This window comes from Paraclostridium sordellii, assembly GCF_000953675.1.
In the GTDB taxonomy this organism is placed as follows: domain Bacteria; phylum Bacillota; class Clostridia; order Peptostreptococcales; family Peptostreptococcaceae; genus Paraclostridium; species Paraclostridium sordellii.
Genome location: NZ_LN679998.1, coordinates 1,347,569 through 1,366,981, shown reverse-complemented (window position 1 = coordinate 1,366,981; position 19,413 = coordinate 1,347,569). Strand labels below are relative to the sequence as shown.

At 27.9% G+C, this 19,413-nt stretch carries 17 protein-coding genes; 4 read left to right on the top strand and 13 right to left on the bottom strand.

The window, feature by feature from the left end; all coding sequences use genetic code 11:
- Nucleotides 1-13: 13 nt before the first annotated feature.
- Together ATCC9714_RS06615 and ATCC9714_RS06610 are read right to left on the bottom strand one after the other, a co-directional pair.
- Nucleotides 14-1,219 carry a CD0519/CD1768 family membrane protein gene (locus ATCC9714_RS06615; protein WP_021127174.1) on the bottom strand — a complete coding sequence of 402 codons (1,206 nt, stop codon included), beginning with the start codon at nucleotides 1,217-1,219 and terminating at the stop codon, nucleotides 14-16.
- Between the two features lie 231 nt (nucleotides 1,220-1,450).
- Entirely contained in the window at nucleotides 1,451-2,704 is a 1,254-nt protein-coding gene (locus ATCC9714_RS06610) for a GntP family permease (protein WP_057574283.1), read from the bottom strand.
- Nucleotides 2,705-2,833: 129 nt separating this feature from the next.
- On the opposite strand from ATCC9714_RS06610, the gene ATCC9714_RS06605 reads away from it, so the two are divergent.
- Entirely contained in the window at nucleotides 2,834-3,382 is a 549-nt protein-coding gene (locus tag ATCC9714_RS06605) for a helix-turn-helix domain-containing protein (protein WP_057544804.1), read from the top strand.
- Nucleotides 3,383-3,456: 74 nt separating this feature from the next.
- On the opposite strand, the gene ATCC9714_RS06600 is transcribed toward ATCC9714_RS06605, so the two are convergent.
- The 4 genes from ATCC9714_RS06600 to ATCC9714_RS06585 form a co-directional block, all read right to left on the bottom strand.
- Entirely contained in the window at nucleotides 3,457-4,725 is a 1,269-nt protein-coding gene (locus ATCC9714_RS06600) for a Gfo/Idh/MocA family protein (RefSeq protein ID WP_057544803.1), read from the bottom strand.
- 242 nt (nucleotides 4,726-4,967) lie between these two features.
- A complete protein-coding gene (locus ATCC9714_RS06595) occupies nucleotides 4,968-6,398 on the bottom strand; it encodes a peptide MFS transporter (protein ID WP_057544802.1) in 1,431 nt (476 codons plus the stop codon).
- Between the two features lie 71 nt (nucleotides 6,399-6,469).
- Entirely contained in the window at nucleotides 6,470-8,260 is a 1,791-nt protein-coding gene (locus tag ATCC9714_RS06590) for an aminopeptidase P family protein (RefSeq protein ID WP_057544801.1), read from the bottom strand.
- 256 nt (nucleotides 8,261-8,516) lie between these two features.
- Nucleotides 8,517-10,307: an aminopeptidase P family protein gene (locus tag ATCC9714_RS06585; RefSeq protein WP_057544800.1), complete on the bottom strand. Its 1,791-nt coding sequence runs from the start codon at nucleotides 10,305-10,307 to the stop codon at nucleotides 8,517-8,519.
- 272 nt (nucleotides 10,308-10,579) lie between these two features.
- On the opposite strand from ATCC9714_RS06585, the gene ATCC9714_RS06580 reads away from it, so the two are divergent.
- Nucleotides 10,580-11,155, top strand: coding sequence for a GNAT family N-acetyltransferase (locus ATCC9714_RS06580; RefSeq protein ID WP_057544799.1), 576 nt, complete (start codon nucleotides 10,580-10,582; stop codon nucleotides 11,153-11,155).
- Between the two features lie 14 nt (nucleotides 11,156-11,169).
- Here ATCC9714_RS06580 and ATCC9714_RS06575 read toward each other — a convergent pair whose 3' ends face one another.
- From ATCC9714_RS06575 to ATCC9714_RS06565, 3 genes are all read right to left on the bottom strand, one after another.
- Nucleotides 11,170-11,466 carry a rhodanese-like domain-containing protein gene (locus tag ATCC9714_RS06575; RefSeq protein ID WP_021124132.1) on the bottom strand — a complete coding sequence of 99 codons (297 nt, stop codon included), beginning with the start codon at nucleotides 11,464-11,466 and terminating at the stop codon, nucleotides 11,170-11,172.
- Nucleotides 11,467-11,547: 81 nt separating this feature from the next.
- Nucleotides 11,548-12,468, bottom strand: a complete 921-nt coding sequence (locus tag ATCC9714_RS06570) for a ribonuclease Z (RefSeq protein WP_057544798.1) — start codon at nucleotides 12,466-12,468, stop codon at nucleotides 11,548-11,550.
- Between the two features lie 25 nt (nucleotides 12,469-12,493).
- Nucleotides 12,494-13,204: a DUF975 family protein gene (locus ATCC9714_RS06565; protein WP_055341655.1), complete on the bottom strand. Its 711-nt coding sequence runs from the start codon at nucleotides 13,202-13,204 to the stop codon at nucleotides 12,494-12,496.
- A gap of 216 nt (nucleotides 13,205-13,420) precedes the next feature.
- On the opposite strand from ATCC9714_RS06565, the gene ATCC9714_RS06560 reads away from it, so the two are divergent.
- Nucleotides 13,421-14,803, top strand: a complete 1,383-nt coding sequence (locus ATCC9714_RS06560; protein ID WP_057544797.1) for an MATE family efflux transporter — start codon at nucleotides 13,421-13,423, stop codon at nucleotides 14,801-14,803.
- Between the two features lie 212 nt (nucleotides 14,804-15,015).
- Nucleotides 15,016-16,014: an NAD(P)H-dependent flavin oxidoreductase gene (locus ATCC9714_RS06555; protein WP_334291132.1), complete on the top strand. Its 999-nt coding sequence runs from the start codon at nucleotides 15,016-15,018 to the stop codon at nucleotides 16,012-16,014.
- A 101-nt stretch (nucleotides 16,015-16,115) separates the two neighbouring features.
- Here ATCC9714_RS06555 and rbr read toward each other — a convergent pair whose 3' ends face one another.
- The 4 genes from rbr to ATCC9714_RS06535 form a co-directional block, all read right to left on the bottom strand.
- Complete coding sequence (rbr, locus tag ATCC9714_RS06550) at nucleotides 16,116-16,652, bottom strand: rubrerythrin (RefSeq protein ID WP_054629717.1); 537 nt, start codon at nucleotides 16,650-16,652, stop codon at nucleotides 16,116-16,118.
- 241 nt (nucleotides 16,653-16,893) lie between these two features.
- Entirely contained in the window at nucleotides 16,894-17,505 is a 612-nt protein-coding gene (locus ATCC9714_RS06545; RefSeq protein WP_057544795.1) for an NUDIX hydrolase, read from the bottom strand.
- 87 nt (nucleotides 17,506-17,592) lie between these two features.
- Nucleotides 17,593-18,627: an ABC transporter ATP-binding protein gene (locus tag ATCC9714_RS06540; RefSeq protein WP_057544794.1), complete on the bottom strand. Its 1,035-nt coding sequence runs from the start codon at nucleotides 18,625-18,627 to the stop codon at nucleotides 17,593-17,595.
- Nucleotide 18,628: 1 nt separating this feature from the next.
- On the bottom strand, nucleotides 18,629-19,411 hold the full coding sequence (locus ATCC9714_RS06535) for an ABC transporter permease (RefSeq protein WP_055339150.1): 783 nt from the start codon (nucleotides 19,409-19,411) through the stop codon (nucleotides 18,629-18,631).
- Between the last annotated feature and the right edge of the window lie 2 nt (nucleotides 19,412-19,413).

The following is a 19,413-nucleotide window of genomic DNA, read 5'->3' as shown; positions in this document are numbered from 1 at the left end:
CAATGTTTTTTATTTAGAATATAAGTATATATATAAAGTGTGCTGATATACCTGCACATAATCCACCTATAGTATGAGATATTATCGCTTTACTTGTAAGATCTCTTGCATTTAATGCATCCATCATACCTACATGTGTACTTAAGTATCCACTCCAGCACATACCCATTGCTGTAAATACTGCTATATCATTAGGAGTTATAACCCCTTCACTTATAAACTTAGGAACTAAACTCATTGCAGCTCCAACTGCACCTAATGATGTTATAGGGAATGCCATTGCTTGTGGATTTGTAAATCCAAATAATGGTCCTAATATAAACATTAATTTATTACCTAAAGCAGGAAGTAAAGCTATTCCTTCATATGCAGCTCCTGTATAAATTTCTGCTCCTGTTTTAGGATCTACTGATGGTCCAAATGTTAAAAGCATAACTAGTGTACATACAACTAAAACTCCTGGTATTATTGCCATACCTAGTTCCACTCCATTTTTTCCACCTTCTAGCATAGAATCTAAAACTCTTTGGAACAAGCTTCCATTTCTTATTTCTCTATATTCCATAGCATCAATTTTGCCAGATGCCTTTACTTCAGTTTTTGGATTATAATTATAATATTTTTTAGTGAATATAAGCATTATCCTAACACTTATTATACTACCTATAATTGCAGCTAAATTTCCAACTAATGCAGGTGCAACATATTCTGCTCCCTGAGTCATCATAAAAGTTGTAACTATAAGTCCCATACCAAATGATGTTCCTAAATTACATAAAGCTGGTATTTGATAATTTTTAAAATATTTAGTGAAACTTTTATCATTAGCAAATGCTATTATAGCTGGGTTGTCTGATAAGTAAGTAGTTACTGCTCCGGCTATACTAGCTCCAGGCATGTTGTATAACGGTTTCATAAAACCTGCAAACAATTTATTAAGAAGTGATGTAACTCCAAACTCAGAAAGTAGTGTACTTAGTGCTCCTGCAAGAACTGCTAATGCCATTATTAAAAATACAGTGTTTAATAATAAATCGTGGGCTGTATTCATTATAGACTTAAACATAAGCCCCATCCCCATTTTGCTACCTACATATCCAAACCCAATTAATAAAACTCCTATAAACACAAATGTTTCTGTGCTTACAGCTTTTACCTTTCGTTTGTCACTAGAAATTTCCTCATTAATGGTGTTCTCCCTACTCGTAGTAACCTCCATTGTATTCCCTCCTTAGATATTCTAGATAAAAATAAAATGATTTGTTAAATAAAATTTAATTTTTGTTTTATCTTTAACAATCAAAAATAATAATTTTTTTGTTTACACAAATTATACTATATATATCTATATTTTTCAACTTTTTTGAATTATCTTGTATTTTTACACCATTTATACTTTTCTTAATAATAAAAAGACTATATAAAATTTATTTACATAGTCTTTTTATTATTAAAATAAGCCATATATGATTGTGCTTACCATAGTCATTATAAACCCTACAATAATTTCATAAGGTATAAGCTTAAACCTCTCTTCTATTCTCATATTTATACCGCCTGCACTTGAATGAAATAAAGATCCATGAGGTAAATGTTCAAATACACTTGATCCTGCATTTATCATAGCTCCTCCTGCAATAGGACTTATTCCAACTCCTATTATAGTATCTGCAAAAGTAGCAGACGCTATGGTTGCTCCTGCTGTCGAAGAAGCTGTAGCTAATGACATAAGCATCCCCGAAATAGGTGCTAATAAAACTTCTGGCATATCAAGCATATTAAGTAAGTTTATAGTTGTTTGTTGTACCTCAGAATTTTTTATTATACCAGCTAAAGTTCCTGTTCCTAATAATAATATAGCAACGCCTATCATTTTACTTAGTCCATAAGACATATATTCATTAAAAAATTTAACTTTTTTCATTGAAATAAGGCCTATAAACCCTCCTAGTGGAAGTGCTATCAAAGGATCTATTTGAATTTTTGTAAAAGTCCCTAATGATAATAATATTATTGCACTTAAAGGTCCTATTATAGCTGAAGTAAAACTTGGTAAGTCCTCTCTTTGACTTTGTAAATCTTCTTCTTGTATTTTATCTCCCTTAAATAAAATTAAATTGCATATTATTATAGTAACTATAAGTCCAAATATAGAAGGTATAAAATTTGCAAACATTAATTTTGCTAAATCTATATTAAAGTTTTCTGATATAGCTATTGTATTAGGATTTGGAGATATGATATTTCCTGCCTTTCCACCTCCAACCATAGCTAATAAAATAGCTAATTTAGAATAATTTAGTTTTTTACCTATAGATAAAGCAATCGGTGATACAGTTATAATAGCCACATCCAAATTAACTCCAACCCCTGCTAAAATCATAGCTGATAAAGCTAGGGCAAGTATAGCATGTTTTTTCCCCAGAACTCTTATAATCTCTTCAGATATTTTATCAACTGCACCAGTTTTTATAAGTATCCCAGCTAATACTCCAGATGTTAATACTCTAAGTATAGAAGGTGAGATATCCTTAGCTCCACTCATCATTACTTCAACAGTTTCAGTTAAGTTAAGTCCTCCTACAAGTCCTCCTACTAATGCTCCTAGCATTAAGCTATACACTGGTTGAAACTTTCTTATAATCAAAAATATAGCCATACATAATCCAACTATTGCTCCTAAAGTACTAATTTGTACATTCAATTTTCATCCCCCCGATGTGTTAAATATATTTCACTTTTGTTAAATATAATATAACAAAGTAAACACTTTCTGTCAATTCTATTTTTTGATATAATTTAAATATATAAATTGTTAAGAAAGGAATTATATATGGATAATATAGATATAGGTGAAAAAATATCACATCTAAGAAAAGAAAAAAACTTAAGTATCAGAGACTTAGCTAAACTAGCAGATGTTACTCCATCTTTATTAAGTCAATTAGAAAGAGGTTTATCAAATCCATCATTAAACACTATAAAGGCCATATCTAAGGCTTTGGATGTTCCATTGTTTTCATTTTTTATTGATGAAGTTAATAACAAAGATTTAATTGTAAGAAAAGATTCTAGGCGTAAAGTAATATTTACTAAAAATAACGATATAGTCTTTGAGATTCTTTCTCCTGAATCTGCCAATTCTGTTGAATTTGCAATAGTAAATTTAATACCATACTCTCAAATATCAAATGAGTTAATGTCTCATAAATCAATAGAACTTGCATACGTCTTAGAAGGAAAAATAAAAATTTATATAGAAGATGATGAATTTATATTAGAATCTGGAGATAGTGTAACTCTTCCTCCTGGCACAAATCATAGATGGGAAAACCCATTTAACGAACAAGCCAAAATTATATTTTCTATAAATTTCAAATAAAATAAAAAAATGATTTATCAAAATTAATACTTATTTTGATAAATCATTTTTAATTTTATCTTATCTTATTATTTTTACAATTTTCCTATAGCTTCATTCCAGAATTTATCTATATTAACTACTTCTTTGTTTAATCTTGAATATTCTGCTGCAAATGCCATTATATGACTTTCAACAGACTTAGTTGCACTAGTCCTTCCTTCACCTCCATTTTCAGCAACTAATTTCACAAACTCTTTCATTATTCCATAGTCTCCACCGCCATGACCACCTTCAACTTCTTCAGGTATTATAGTTTTTATTGTATTTTGTCCAAAATGTTCAAATTTTTTAACTTCTATTGTATTTTTAATATGGTTTCCTCCAACTTCTCCATGTGTAAACATTAACTTTATAGTTCTATTACAATCTTCTGTAAATGCCGATAAATTAAAAGTGGCTGTTATATCATCTTCAAATTCAAGAATAGTTACCATATGGTCTACTACATTATTATCACACTTATATACGCATCTTCCATAAGGTCCTGTTTTCAAAGCTATTTCTAAATTTTTCTTTGTTGGTTTAGGATGTACAACTTTTGCAAATATAGGATTTTCTGATAAGTATAATTTCTTTGCTGAATATGGACATTTCTCTTCTACTTTACAGTCAAGACATCTATCAGCCATTCCATCTTTAAAGTTTTTATCTCTCATATGGGTTAAATGACCAAAAGATGATATATTTTTACACTTTTTACCTGTTAGCCATAATAATATATCCATATCATGACAGCTCTTTGCAAGTATCAAAGGACTTGTTTCATTGCTATTTCTCCAATTACCTCTAGTGAACGAATGTGCAAAGTGCCAATATCCTATATTTTCATTGTGTTGTACACTTACTAAGTCTCCTAGTTCTTTGCTTTCAACGATTTCTTTTAATTTAGAAAAAAAAGTAGTATATCTAAGTACATGGCAAATCATAAATACTTGATTTTGGTATTGCTTAGCAAGTTCTCCTAATCTTACTATATCTTCTAATTTATTTGACATAGGTTTTTCAAGAAGTACATGATATCCTTTTTCAAGTGCAAGTTTAGTAGGCTCATAATGGGATTCATCATTATTAGCAATTATTATAGCATCTGCTAATTTATCTTCTTTTAATAAATCTTCCCAACTTCTAAATATATTTTTTTCATCTATACTATGTTCTTTAACGCATATCTCTCTTCTTGTATCATGAGGCTCTGCAACAGCAACTACTCGCCCTAGTTCCTCATGTTGTTTAAAATATGGTGCATAAGCATACATTCCTCTTGCTCCAGCACCAATTATAGCCACAGTAATTTTTTTCATTCCCTAATACCCCCCTCGTATTTAAACTATATATTTTCTTACTTATATTTTAATATTTTATATAAATTATGTATTTGTACTTTTGTGTAAATATTTTATATTTTTATGCTTTTTGTTAATTAAAATATTCATAAAATCTTAATTTATATAAAATATGTATGTAATATATAATTTTTTATATTAAATTATCTAAATTCTATAAATAAAAAACATCAGTAATCTAAGATTACTGATGTTTAATACTAAGCAATAACTTCATCTGAACTTTCGTCATCGCCAATCATATTAGTTAACTTTTTATTAAATGTTAAGATTATAAATACTCCAACTATTAATATTACAGGTATTGCTATAAATGTTTGCATAAGACCCATCTTGTCTATTATCATTTGTACATATCCTGCTGCTTTATTTGCAAAGAATGTAGCACATGCCCAAACTCCCATAAGTAATGATAAATATTTAGCTGGTGCTATTTTGCTTACTAATGAGTTTCCAAGTGGAGAGAAACACATTTCTCCTATTGTTTGGAATATTACAAAGAATACTAACCATAAAACACTAGCCTTAACAGTAGCAGGTGATCCTACTCCTCTTACAAATTCAGCCGCTATAACAAATCCAAATGCTACTGCTAAAAATGCATATCCTAAAGCGATTTTTTGAGCCATACTTAAATCGCCCTTTTCTCTTTTAGATAATTTAGTCCATATAGCTGCCATAACAGGTCCTAAAGCTACACATAAAAATCCATTTAATGCAGTTTCTATCCACATTACAGGTATCTCAAAGCTTCCTACATACATGTTTACATAATCTTTCATATATAAAGTTAATGAAGAACCTGCTTGGTTATAAAACACCCAGAAGAAAATTGAGAAAAATGATAATATGAATATTACTTTTACTCTATCTTTTTCTCTCTTAGTTAAAGGTCTATCTCCAGTTTTTCCAGTTTTTCCAGTTTTTCCAGCTTTACCACTGTTAGTTTTTCCAACTTGCTTATCAAGCATTTTTTGAGGATATTTTCCAGCTTCCCCTAAATACTTCATAGTACATGTAAATAATAATCCACCTAAAAGCATAACTATAGCTGCCAACATAAAACATTGTCTAAATCCATATTCAACTAAATGACCATTATCTATAACCGCAAAAGTTTTTGTATATAATATACCTATAGTTAAAGATCCTATAAATGAACCTAAATTAACAAATGTATATAATATTGAAAACGCTGCATCTTTTCTAGTGTTATCATCATATAGTTCCCCTACTAGTGCATTTAAATTTCCCTTAAAGAAACCAGTACCTATCGAAATTAAAATTATCATTGCATGAACCCAAATTACACTAGTTGCAAAGTATCCTAATGCATACCCTGCTGCCATTATAACCGAACCTATAATTACACAATATCTAGCTCCTATCCATCTATCACATATCATTCCCCCAAATATAGGTGCTAAATAAGTAAATGCTGCTAAATTTGCTGCTATAGCTGTTGCATCAGCATAGTCTATACCTAGACCACCCTTTGCTACCATTTCTGCTAAAAATAATAACAGTAATGTTTTAGATCCGTAATATGCGAATCTTTCAAAAGTAAAAGTTAACCCACAAGTATACAATCCTTTAGGATGCTTCGCAGGCGAAGATGTTGTATTTGCCATTTGTCAAATCCCCCTTAAAATGATATTTATAGTAAAGTAGCTTTGAAAGCAAAGCTACTTTATTATTATTTTTAAATTTCTTTAGTATAATTCTTTAACCATTGAACTTCATCTTCTTCTAAATAAGGAGATATATTTTTATAAACTAACTTATGATAATTATTTAAATACTCCCTCTCTTCTCTATTTAGATCATTTACGTCAATTGCATCTATATCAATTGGAGCAAATGTTACAACTTCAAACTCCATAAATTGACCATATTCATTTTTTTCTGCTTTTTTAGTAATTAATTCATTTTCTATTCTTATTCCATGAGAACCTTCTATATATATTCCTGGTTCATTAGTTGTTACCATTCCTTCTTCAAGAGTTGCTGTTTCTAATCTTTGAGGATTTATTCTCCATCTAAATCCATTTGGTGCCTCATGAATAGTACCTAAGAAACCTACTCCATGTCCTGTTCCACATTTATAATCTAATCCTATATTCCACATTGGTCTTCTTGCTAATATATCTAAATTATATCCTTTTACCCCATATAAAAATTTAGCCATTGATAAATCTATCATACCCCTAACAACAGCTGTAAAATGTTTTTTAAGCTCACTACTTATCTCTCCAAGTGCAATTGTTCTAGTTATATCTGTAGTTCCATCATAATATTGGCCACCTGAGTCTATTAAAAATAAATCTTTAGGCTCTAATTTATAATCGCTTTCTTTTGTAGCACTATAATGCATCATAGCTGCATGGTCTCTATATCCTGCTATAGTGGCAAAACTAGGTTCTATAAATCCTTCCTGTTCACGTCTTAATTCCTCTAATTTTTCAGATGCACTAATTTCAGAAATTTCGATTTTACCTATATTCGTTTTTAGCCAATACATAAACTTGGTAAATGCTACACCATCTTTTAAATGGCTGTTTCTTATATTTTCTAATTCTATATTATTTTTTACTGCTTTGAAGTTCATAGTAGGATTAAATCCATTTATCTTTTTGACTTCTCTCGGTAAATTATTATATATTGAATAACTAACTTTATTTTCATCTAATAATATTTTTTCATCTAAATTTATTGATTTAACAAATTCATATATACTGTCATAAGGCTTTATTATTACATTTTCTTTTGATAGCTCAGTTATTATCTCTTCATTTAATTTATCTTCATTTATAAATAAATAAACTTCATCTAAAGTTATTAATGCATAAGATAAAACAACTGGAGTGTATTTTACATCTCTCCCTCTAATATTAAATAACCAAGCTATATCATCAAGGGTTGTTATAACATGTACATTTGCACCTTTTAACTTCATTTCATCTCTCAGTCTTTTTAATTTAGAACTAAAAGTTTCTCCTGCATACTTAATATTTAATAAAAATGCTTTTTCACCTGATAATGAAGGTCTATCCTCCCAAACTTTATCTACTAAATCATATTCATATTTTATGCTAACATTTTTACTTCTTAGCTTTTCTTTTAACTCGTTACCTTCTTTTGCAGATATTAATCTACCATCAAACCCTAACACTGAGTTTTCCTTCATAGTATTAACTATATATTCTTCAGTAGTAGGAACTCCTTCTTCTCCCATTTTAAAAAGCTTAATTCCAGTATCTCTTAACTGACTTTCTGCTTGTATGAAATATCTACCATCTGTCCATAATCCTGCTTCTTCCATAGTCACAACTAATACCCCTGCTGAACCTGTAAATCCTGATATATATGCTCTTGATTTAAAAAATTCTCCAACATATTCACTTTGGTGGTTATCAGAAGATGGTATTATATAAGCATCTATACCATGTTCTTTCATGTTCTTTCTTAGACTTTCTATTCTTCCCCTTATCATAATAAGCCCCCTTATTATTTAATATAAATTTTATACATATCAATTTCCTTTTATAATATTACCATGCCATGACATCGTTTTCAATATATTTACAAAATTTTTCTTATTTTTAAAATTTTTTATTAGATAGTGAAAACTCTAACAATTTTTAACTGTTTGATTTCTCTACAACTTAAATAATTTTAATATTTTTCTAATTTATTAATAAAAAAATAGCACATGATTTTAAAATCATGTGCTACTTATATGATATTTATTATATTGCTTTAGTATATTCTTTTAACCAAGCCTTTTCATCCTCTGTTAAGAATGGTGATACCTTATTGTATACTAATTCGTGATACCAATTTAAGTATGCTTTTTCTTCTTTATTCATTTCTTCTGGATCTATAGCATCTAAATCTATTGGAGCAAGAGTAACAACTTCAAACTCCATAAATTGTCCATATTCATTTTTTTCTGCTTTTCTAACAACTAACTCATTTTCAGTTCTTATTCCGTGAGAACCTTCTACATATATTCCCGGCTCATTAGTTGTTACCATTCCTTCTTCTAAAACAGCACTATCAAATCTATCTGGAATTATTCTCCATCTAAATCCGTTTGGTGCTTCATGAACATTCAATAAGAATCCTATACCATGACCTGTCCCACACTTATAATCTATACCCATATTCCACATTGGTCTTCTTGCTAATATGTCTAAGTTATATCCTCTAACTCCATATAAGAATTTAGCCATTGAAAGATTTATCATCCCTCTAGCAACAGCTGTAAAATGTTTTTTAAGCTCATCATTTATTTTTCCTAAAGCTATAGTTCTAGTTATATCTGTAGTTCCATCAAAATACTGTCCACCTGAATCTATTAAGAATAAGTCACTTGCTTCTAGTTTAGCATCACTTTCCTTTGTTGCACTATAATGCATCATAGCTGCATGATCTCTATATCCTGCTATAGTTCCAAAACTTGGTTCTATAAACCCTTCTTGTTCACGTCTTAAATCTTCTAATTTTTTAGATGCACTTAATTCAGATATTTCTATTTTTCCTACATTATTTTTTAGCCAATACATAAATTTAGTAAATGCTACCCCATCTTTTACATGGCTATTTCTTATATTTTCTAACTCAATTGGATTTTTTTGAGCTTTCATAAACATTGTAGGGTTAAATTCATCTACTTTCTCAACTTCACTTGGTATATTATTTAATATAGCATAGTTTATTTTAGTTGAATCAAGAAGTATTTTATCATTTTTATCTAAAGTTTTTATAAATTCATATATATCATTGTAAGGTTTAATTTCTACATTTTCTTTTGATAACTCATTTAATATTTCTTCATTTAATTTGCTTTTATCTAAAAATAAGTAAACTTTATCTAATGTTATTAATGCATAAGATAATACTACAGGATTAAATTTAACATCTCCTCCTCTTATATTAAATAACCATGCTATATCATCTAATGTTGTTATAACATGAACATTTGCATTTTTTTCTTTCATAGATTCTCTTACTCTATTTAATTTAGAACTAAATGTTTCCCCTGCATATTTAACATCTAATAAAAATGCTTTAGCTGTTGATAAATCAGGTCTATCATTCCATATCATACCAACTAAATCATAATCATAAACTATTTTTATATTCTTCTTAGCTAATTTTTTTTCTAAATTAATTCCTTCTTTTGCACATATAACTCTACCATCAAAGCCTAATGTTTTACCTTCTTTTAGAGATTCATATAAATACTCCTCAGTAGTAGGAACACCTTCTTCTCCCATTTTAAATAGCTTTATAGTACTTCCTTCTAACTCTTTTTCAGCTTGTATAAAATATCTACCATCAGTCCATAGTCCGGCTTCTTCCATAGTTACTACTACAGTACCTGCTGATCCTGTAAACCCTGATATAAACTCTCTACATTTAAAATGATCTCCTACATATTCACTCTGATGATTATCTGATGATGGTATTATGTAAGCATCAATATTTTTTTCACTCATGTATTCTCTAAGTTTAGCTAGTCTTTCTTTGATCATGTTAAAGCCCCCTATTTTAATTTTTATATTCTTAAAGGAGATTAACTAATAATCTCCTTTATTAGCTTATTAACTATACCTATAATATATTAATTTATTTTTCATTTACATTTTGTTATTTATTTGTCTAAATAAATTTTACCACTTGCTGACATCGTTTTCAATGAAATGCACACATTTTTTTAAGTTACATGCAAATCATTTTATATTTTAATGATTTTTTTTAATTTTAAGTGTATACTATTATAAACAAATTTGAAAGGGCTGAAATTTTGGATTCATATATTGTAAAAATTGCTGAAGTAGAAGATATTAAAAGTATAATTGATTTGATTTATGAAACAGAGTTAAATCCAAATTATGAATGGGGTTATGGTACAGAAGCAGATCAAAAAGAAAAGCTTAATATCCTTTTAAATACTACTAATACTAGATTTAAATTAAACAATATCCTTGTTTGTAAAAAAGAAAATCAGTTTTGTGGATTTATATTATCTTTGGGTGGAAAAAACATAAAAAAAGAAACACTTGTATCAGATTTTAATCTTATTAAAATGGAAAAAAAACTTAATTTTAAATTTAAATTTTTATTAGATACTATTTGTTATATTTTTTATAAAGAGTGTGCTAAAAATGAATATTATATATCTAATATAGCTGTAAAAAAAGAATTTAGAGGAATGGGTATAGCTCATAAGTTATTATATTCAAGTTATGAGCTCGCTAAAAACAAAGGTTATAATAAGATTGTTCTTCATGCTAATAACGATAGACTTGTTGATTATTATAAAAATTTTGGATTTAAAATTGATGATTTAAAATCAAAAAAAATGACTAAGGATTTATAAATCCTTAGTCATTTTTAATTAAATTCAATTATTCCTTTTTCTAAATTGTATATGTTTTTAAATCCTTCTATTTCTAATAAATTACAAGCAGTTATACTTCTATGTCCACTTCTACAATACACAATAACATTCTTATTTTTAAATTCCTCTATTTCATCAATATCATACATTAAGTTTTGAAGAGGTATATTAATAGATCCTAAAATATTTCCTTCTTCAAACTCTTCTTTTGTTCTTATATCTATTAATACAGTATCTGATTCTTTTACTAATTCCTTTAATTTATTATTATCTATATTTATATAATTCATTTCATTCCTCCATAATTAAATCTTATTTTAAATATACCCAAATTACCCTAATAAAAACAAAAAGAATAGTAATAATTATTACTATTCTTTAAATACTAAGTTTATATTTAATCTATCCATTCCTAATATAGTATTTTCAAATATATTAGTTGCATTTTCTATATAAATACTTGGATCTTTTAATATAGGGCTATAATGAGTTAATAAAAGCATTTCTGATTGAGAGTCTTTTGCAATATTTGCACTTTCACTAAAAACCATATGTTTATTTTTTATAGCTCTATCTATATCACTATTATCACCATACATACCTTCACATATTAATAAATCACTGTTTTTTACAAATTGTTCAATAGCTTTATTAGGTCTTGTGTCTGTTACAAGACTTACTTTTAATCCTTTCCTAGGTTGTCCCATAACCATGTCTTTTGTATATAATGTATCTTCAACTCTTATATCTCTTCCATTTTGAAGTTTATTCCAAAGTTCTTTTGGAACATTGTTCGAAATAGCTTTTTCTAAGTCAAACTTAGCCTTTCGCTTTATATAAAAGCTATAAGCTATGCAAGGTGTTGAGTGATCTACCTCTAGTGTTGATATTATAATATCTTTACAAATATAATTGTTATTTACAATTATATCTTCCTTTGGATTTTCTATAACTCTTAATTCATATGGAAGATCTCTTACTATTACCATAAAGGCATCTACCGCTTCTTTTATACCTTCTGGTCCTATTATTGTGAGGGGTTCTTCTCTTCCACTATTTCCAATAGTCGATAATAATCCAGGTAATCCTATTATATGGTCTCCATGTATATGAGTTATACAAATGTAGTCAATAGATTTAAATCCAGAATTTACAATCTTCATAGAAACCTGTGTTCCCTCTCCACAATCAATTAGTATTTTTCTTCCTCTATAACTTATAAGTGTTGAAGAAAGATATCTATCTGGTGTAGGCATACTTCCTCCACACCCTAATAAAGTTATATCTATCATAATCTCGCCTCTTTATATTTTAATTTTAGGCAATAACATTTTCGCTTTTTTTATAGTATTCTTTTTTTACTTTGTTAAAATAATTTGCTAAAGTTTGGTTTTTATATGGGTTAACCCATATAGATGCTAATTTAAAAGTAAATATATCTAATATTAACCAAGGTACAAAGCTTAAAGTTATTCCTATATATTCAATTAATCTTCCTCTCATCATTAGCATACTATCTTTTAAAACTTCAGTTCCCTTAAGTTCCTTATTGCATACCATTATATAATATATTTGAGAAAGATAAGTTTGTAGTATAAATGATGGTATGAATATAACTATAGCCATTATAATTGGAACCACTGCCTGATTAGGCTTAAGTATCATGATTATAGTTGTTGCTAGTGTTACCAAAGATGAAGTCATTAAATATGTTATCATACTTTTTATTACGTATACAATCCCTTGACGCTTTAGGTTTTCCCTGTATCCATAAAATAAATCTGCTAATTTAACAACCTGTCCATCTAAAGTACAATTATAATGTATATATGCTATACCTAAAAATAGTGGCTGAACTAATATCATTATTATAAACTTTAAAACTGAATTTAATTCAGTGTTAGATATAATCTGTATTATTGGTATTAACATTGTAAGTACTGTAAATATTAAATTTGAAATTATTAGTATTCCTGTGTTACCTTTCATCTGTGATTTTGCTAAGTTTTTTAATTCACCTATCTCCAAAACCTTTTCCTCCCCTGTGAAATTTAATGTCTTAAAATTTTAATTTGTATCTAATTATATTATACATTTTAAATTTTATCTATATTAAAATTTTTAAAATAATAAATTTTCTTAAAATATTTTCATTTGAATGGTCCATATTGTAGAGAATATTCTAAATTTTTGTTAATATATTATTAGCGATTAATTTTTTATATGAAATGTGGTGAAATTTTAATGAAAGATTTAACAGTTGGAAAAGAAAGTAAATGTATTTTTAACTTTGCTCTACCAATGCTTATTGGAAGTTTGTTTCAACAGCTATACAATACAGCAGACAGCATAATAGTAGGAAGATTTGTTGGTAAAAGTGCGATGGCAGCAGTTTCTGGTGCAAATCCAATAATGTTTTTATTAACATCTTTTTTAATGGGAATAACTTTAGGCTTTTCTATTTTAATATCTCAATACTATGGATTTAAAAATATGGAAAAAGTAAAATCCGCAATAGATACCACTTATGTATTTATATTTATCGCATCATTTTTTATAACTTTTATAGGAGTATTTTTTAGTGGTAAAATTCTTGAAATTATGAACACCCCAAGTGAAATTTTTGATCTTTCCAAAGGATATCTTATCATTATATTTGCAGGAACATTATTCTCAACTGGATACAATTCAATTTGCGCAATTTTAAGAGGCCTTGGAGATTCCACTAACCCTTTATATTTTTTAATAATTGCTACAATATTAAATATTATCCTAGATATAGTATTCATAATTTATTTTAATATGGGAGTAAATGGAGTTGCCTTAGCTACTATAATAGCTCAAGCAGTTGCATTTATATTTAGCGTATTATATCTTAATAGAAAACACGAGGTCTTAAAAATTAAAGTTAGAAATCTTAAATATGACTTAGAAATTTTTAAGACAGGTTTAAAATTAGGATTGCCTTCAGCTATACAACAAACTCTTTTTTCTATTGGTAATATAACTCTTCAATCTTTAGTTAATAGCTATGGAACTTCTGCAATGGCTGCCTTTGGTGCTGGTTCTAAAATAGAAACTTTTATTTCACTACCTATTATGAATTTAGGTAGTGCCGTATCAACTTTTGTAGCTCAAAATATTGGTGCAAATAAGGTGGATAGAGTTAAAAAAGGAGTAAAATCATCTATAAATATGTCACTTTCAATTTCTTTGTTTGTTATTATTATATTTTTCTTATTTAAAGAAAATCTAATTAAATTATTTAATACCGATCCTGAAGTTGTTTCTATAGGTTGCCGTTACTTACTTACTATAGGCCCATTCTTCTTCCTTATAGGTACTTCATTTATGTTAACTAGTGCAATTAGAGGTGCCGGTGCCTCAATGTTTGCAATGATTAGTTCTATGATATCTTTATGGATTGCCAGAATACCAGCTTCCTATTTACTATCCTCTTTTTATGGAGTTAACGGCATATGGATGGGTATTCCTATTGGTTGGTGTGTTGGTTTAATAGTTACTGGAATTTACTATAAAAAGGGTTATTGGAAAAACAAAGCTGTAGTAAATATTAATAGTAAAAATAAAATAAACCCAGAATTCGCATCTACTAAGTCTGATTAAAAGAAAGAGACTTTTAAATAAATTATTTAAAAGTCTCTTTCTTTATAATAAAAAATAATAATTGATTATTTTTATTTTTATAGTATAATCTAATTATCACTAGGTACTAATACTTAATATAACCATCTAGTGAAATAGTTTTTTGGAGGAAATAAATGAAACCATTGATTATAGGAGATTTAATAGCTAAAGTACCAATAATTCAAGGTGGTATGGGCGTAGGAGTATCTAGGTCATCACTTGCATCAGCTGTAGCATCTTGTGGCGCAATAGGAGTTATCTCAGGTGCACAAGTTGGTTATGATGAAGATGATTTTGAAATAAATCCACTTAAAGCAAATTTAAGAGCTTTAAAAAAACACATATTAAAAGCGAAAGAAAATTCAAAAGGGGGAATAATAGGAGTTAATCTTATGGTAGCCATGAACTACTATGAAGAACACGTAAGAACTTGCATAGAGTCTGGAGTTGATTTAATTATATCTGGTGCTGGTCTTCCAACTGCTCTTCCTAAATTAGTTAAAGATAGTTCTGTTAAAATAGCTCCTATAGTATCTACATCTAAAGCCTTAAGTGTCATATTAAAAATGTGGGATAGAAAAAATAATGTTACAGCAGATATGATAGTAGTTGAAGGCCCTAAAGCCGGTGGACACTTAGGTTATCATAATGAAGAACTCGAAAATATAGATAGTATAGATTATGATAGTGAGTTTCTTAAAATACTAGACATAGCAAAAAATTATGGAGATAAATTTAATAGACATATACCAGTTGTAGCCGCTGGTGGAATTTTTACTGGAGATGATGTAAAAAAGTACATAGATATGGGAGCTAGTGGAGTTCAAGTTGGAACAAAATTTGTAGCAACTCATGAATGTGATGCATCTTATAATTTTAAGATGACCTACGTAAACGCTGATGAAAAAGACATTAAAATAGTTAAAAGTCCTGTTGGTATGCCCGGACGTGCTATTGAAAATAAATTTATAAAATCTGTTTCCAATGATAAAGTAAAAATTACAAAATGCTACAATTGCTTAATCCCTTGTAATCCAGATAGTACTCCTTACTGTATATCTAAAGCACTTATAGATGCAGTTCGTGGTGATACTGAAAATGGACTTTTATTCTGCGGTAGCAATGCCTATAAAATAGATAAATTGCAAAGTGTTTCACAAGTTATAAATGAATTAACATCAAATCTATGAAAGCAAAAATAGATCTTGATTTAAATCAAGATCTATTTTTTTATTTATGTATATTTTCTTCTTAATTAAAAGTATTGTATTAAAAATAAAAAAATTGTATATTAAAATTCATCGCATTTAACTTCAAAAAATGCTTTTGGATGTTTACATATAGGACATACCTCTGGAGCATTTGTACCCTTGTGTATATGCCCGCAATTTTGACATCTCCACTCCATTGTTTCTTCTTTTTCAAAGATTTTATTAGCCTCTAAGGCCTCAAGTAATTCATTATATCTTTTATTATGTTGCTTTTCTATAGAGCCAACACCTCTTAATAAAAATGCAATTTCTAAAAATCCTTCTTCCTCAGCTTCCTTTGCAAATTTCTCATACATATCAACCCATTCATAGTGCTCTCCTGCCGCTGCATCTCTTAAGTTTTCTTCAGTTGTGCCTATTCCATCATGAATTAACTTAAACCACATTTTTGCATGAGCTCTTTCATTATTAGCTGTTTCTTCAAAAAAGTCAGCTATTTTATTATAACCTTCTTTTCTAGCCTTTGAAGCATAATATGTATATTTATTTGTAGCTTCAGACTCTCCAGCAAATGCAGTAACTAAATTTTGTTCAGTTTTAGTTCCTCTTATGTCCATGTCCATCCTCCAAATATTAAATATATTTGTCTGGGAATAATTTATTTCCTCATACAAGTGGTATTATATACCATTGATTATTTCCAGTCAATATACTCATATAATCCTACTTTTTTATATTAAAATAATTTTGAATTCCATATTATTAGATTATATACTTTTTAAAGTCTATATATAATATTTTCTAGAAAATTTTATTTTTAATAGACTATTAACAATATATTTATATCTACTAATAATTCTAACATGTAAATATTTCTTCTCCAAACAAAGCAAAACTTTGAAGTACCATAAAAGCCTTAATATCCATCTTTTCACTTTTATTTAATAATTTTTTAGCTTCATCTCTATTTACAAGTATGGGAGTAATATCTTCATCTTCTTCAAGATATTTTGTACTTAAATCCCCACTACATGTGCAGTAAACTAAACTTGCACTTTCTTCTGTCATACCAGGCGATAAGTATAATTGTTTGCTTCCTAATCGATCATTAATTTTTATAATATCTAAGCCTGTTTCTTCTTTTAATTCTCTTTTTATTGTAATAGCACAATCTTCATTATCATCAACTAAGCCTGCTGGAAGTTCATATACATAATCATTTAGAGGTACTCTAAATTGTCTAACTAATACTAAACTTTTAGATTCTTCGTGAAAGGTCGCTATTACAACAGCATCAACTTCATCAGATTTACCATTAAAATATTTATCTGCTAAAACTTCATACCCTTTTCTAGATGCTATCATCCAACTTTTTTCATTTCCATTTTTATTTTCATATTTAGCATCATACATATTTAAAAACCTAGTCTGAACTAGTGGCTTTAATTCTTTTATTCTGTTTATCTTCATATCTTTAACCTCTTTCAAAATATACTTATAATACCCTAACTATACTTATAAAAAATAAGAGTTATATTATTAATATAACTCTTATTTTTATTTTTTTAAATTGTTTTTAAAGTAAATTATATTTTTAGGCTTTATATCTATACTAACTTCATCACCTATATTGTAAAAACTTTCACTTGAACTTGAAATTATTGTTTTAGTTTTTACATCGATTTCGTAGTATGTTATATCTCCTGCATAAGTTTTTTTAGATATAATACCCTTTAATCCATAAATTTTTTTATTATGAATTTTTACATCTTCTCTAGATATCATAAGTTCAATATTATCTATATTTTCATGGCCTTTTAACTCAATATCAAATATATCTGAAATGAAAATTCCATTTTTTATTCTTCCTTTTAAGTAGTTTCGTTGGCCAAATACATTTGCAATATCTTTAGATATAGGCTTTTCATATAAATTCATAGGAGAATCAAATTGAGCTATATTTCCATCTATCATAACCGCAATTTTATCACTCATCATCAAAGCCTCTTCCTTATCATGAGTTACTAATATAGTGGTTATATTTAATTTTTTTTGTAATTCTAAAATGAAGCTTCTCATCTCATTCCTTAAATTTATATCCAAACTTGAAAAAGGTTCATCTAATAATAATACTTTTGGATTTACCGCCAATGTTCTAGCTATTGCAACTCTTTGTTTTTGACCACCAGATAATTCGCTAGGAAACTTTTTTTCAAATCCATCGAGTTTAACAAGTTCCAAAAGCTCCATTACTTTTTTCTGTCTTATTTTTTTTTCTATCTTTTTCATTTTCAATCCAAATTCTATATTTTCAAAGACATTCATATGTGGAAACAAAGAATAATCTTGAAATACTATAACAGCTTGTCGCTCTTGAGTTTTTTGATTTAATATAGAATTTTTGTCAAATAATATATCTCCTTTATCTGGACTTATAAGTCCTGCTATTAACTTTAAAGTTGTGCTTTTACCACATCCTGATTTACCTAAAAGTGTAATAAATTCACCTTGATTAATATCTAGATTGATACTATTTAATACATTTACATTGTTAAAACTTTTAGTTAAATTTACTATTTTAACAGATGCCATCTTAATTCTCCTTATTATAATATTTTTCTAGTGATTTTTTCATTAACATAACTACAATTAAACTGATTATAATAAAGACTATACTATACATAGATGCTAATATTCTATCCCCACTTTGTATATAAGGAAACATCAATAAAGGATAAGTTATTACACTTCCTCCTCCTATTAGCAAGGTTAAAAAATATTGGCTAAAGGAAATTATAAAGCACATGCTAGATGCCCCTATTATTCCTGGCAATATAAGCGGTATAGTAACATATCTAAGTGTATCTATTTTTTTAGCTCCTAACATACTAGCCTGTATCTCATATTTAGCCCCAATTAATTTATATACATCAGCAATTATCCTTACTCCATAAGGTATACAAGGTATTATATTTATAAGAATAACTCCGGTTAAAGTGTTGGCTATCCCAAACTTAATAAAAATTAATTGAATTCCCATAGCAACTGAAATCATTGGAATTATTATTGGTGATAATATCAATAATTCAAAAAATTTTTTCCCTTTAAATTCATATAATGCTATTGCTTTAGCCGCAGGTATACTAATTATTAAAGTTATTATAACTACCACTATTGAAATAAATATACTATTTAATAAAACTTTTATATTTTCTTCATTTAGTATGTACTCAAAACCCCTTAATGAAAATTCATTTGGAATTAAATTTGGATATACCCATGAAGATGTAATAGCCCATATAAAAAGAATTCCTAATGGTAATATAAGTGTAAGTAAAATAATATTAACAATTAATTTTTTTAATTTTTTACTCATTT

Coding starts and splice junctions, on each gene's coding strand:
- ATCC9714_RS06570 (WP_057544798.1), bottom strand. CDS start 12,468: ATGATAGATATAACTTTATTAGGGTGTGGAGGAAGTATGCCTACACCA.
- ATCC9714_RS06615 (WP_021127174.1), bottom strand. CDS start 1,219: ATGGAGGTTACTACGAGTAGGGAGAACACCATTAATGAGGAAATTTCT.
- ATCC9714_RS06600 (WP_057544803.1), bottom strand. CDS start 4,725: ATGAAAAAAATTACTGTGGCTATAATTGGTGCTGGAGCAAGAGGAATG.
- ATCC9714_RS06605 (WP_057544804.1), top strand. CDS start 2,834: ATGGATAATATAGATATAGGTGAAAAAATATCACATCTAAGAAAAGAA.
- ATCC9714_RS06560 (WP_057544797.1), top strand. CDS start 13,421: ATGAAAGATTTAACAGTTGGAAAAGAAAGTAAATGTATTTTTAACTTT.
- ATCC9714_RS06595 (WP_057544802.1), bottom strand. CDS start 6,398: ATGGCAAATACAACATCTTCGCCTGCGAAGCATCCTAAAGGATTGTAT.
- ATCC9714_RS06575 (WP_021124132.1), bottom strand. CDS start 11,466: ATGAATTATATAAATATAGATAATAATAAATTAAAGGAATTAGTAAAA.
- ATCC9714_RS06540 (WP_057544794.1), bottom strand. CDS start 18,627: ATGGCATCTGTTAAAATAGTAAATTTAACTAAAAGTTTTAACAATGTA.
- ATCC9714_RS06545 (WP_057544795.1), bottom strand. CDS start 17,505: ATGAAGATAAACAGAATAAAAGAATTAAAGCCACTAGTTCAGACTAGG.
- ATCC9714_RS06555 (WP_334291132.1), top strand. CDS start 15,016: ATGGGCGTAGGAGTATCTAGGTCATCACTTGCATCAGCTGTAGCATCT.
- ATCC9714_RS06535 (WP_055339150.1), bottom strand. CDS start 19,411: ATGAGTAAAAAATTAAAAAAATTAATTGTTAATATTATTTTACTTACA.
- rbr (WP_054629717.1), bottom strand. CDS start 16,652: ATGGACATAAGAGGAACTAAAACTGAACAAAATTTAGTTACTGCATTT.
- ATCC9714_RS06590 (WP_057544801.1), bottom strand. CDS start 8,260: ATGATAAGGGGAAGAATAGAAAGTCTAAGAAAGAACATGAAAGAACAT.
- ATCC9714_RS06585 (WP_057544800.1), bottom strand. CDS start 10,307: ATGATCAAAGAAAGACTAGCTAAACTTAGAGAATACATGAGTGAAAAA.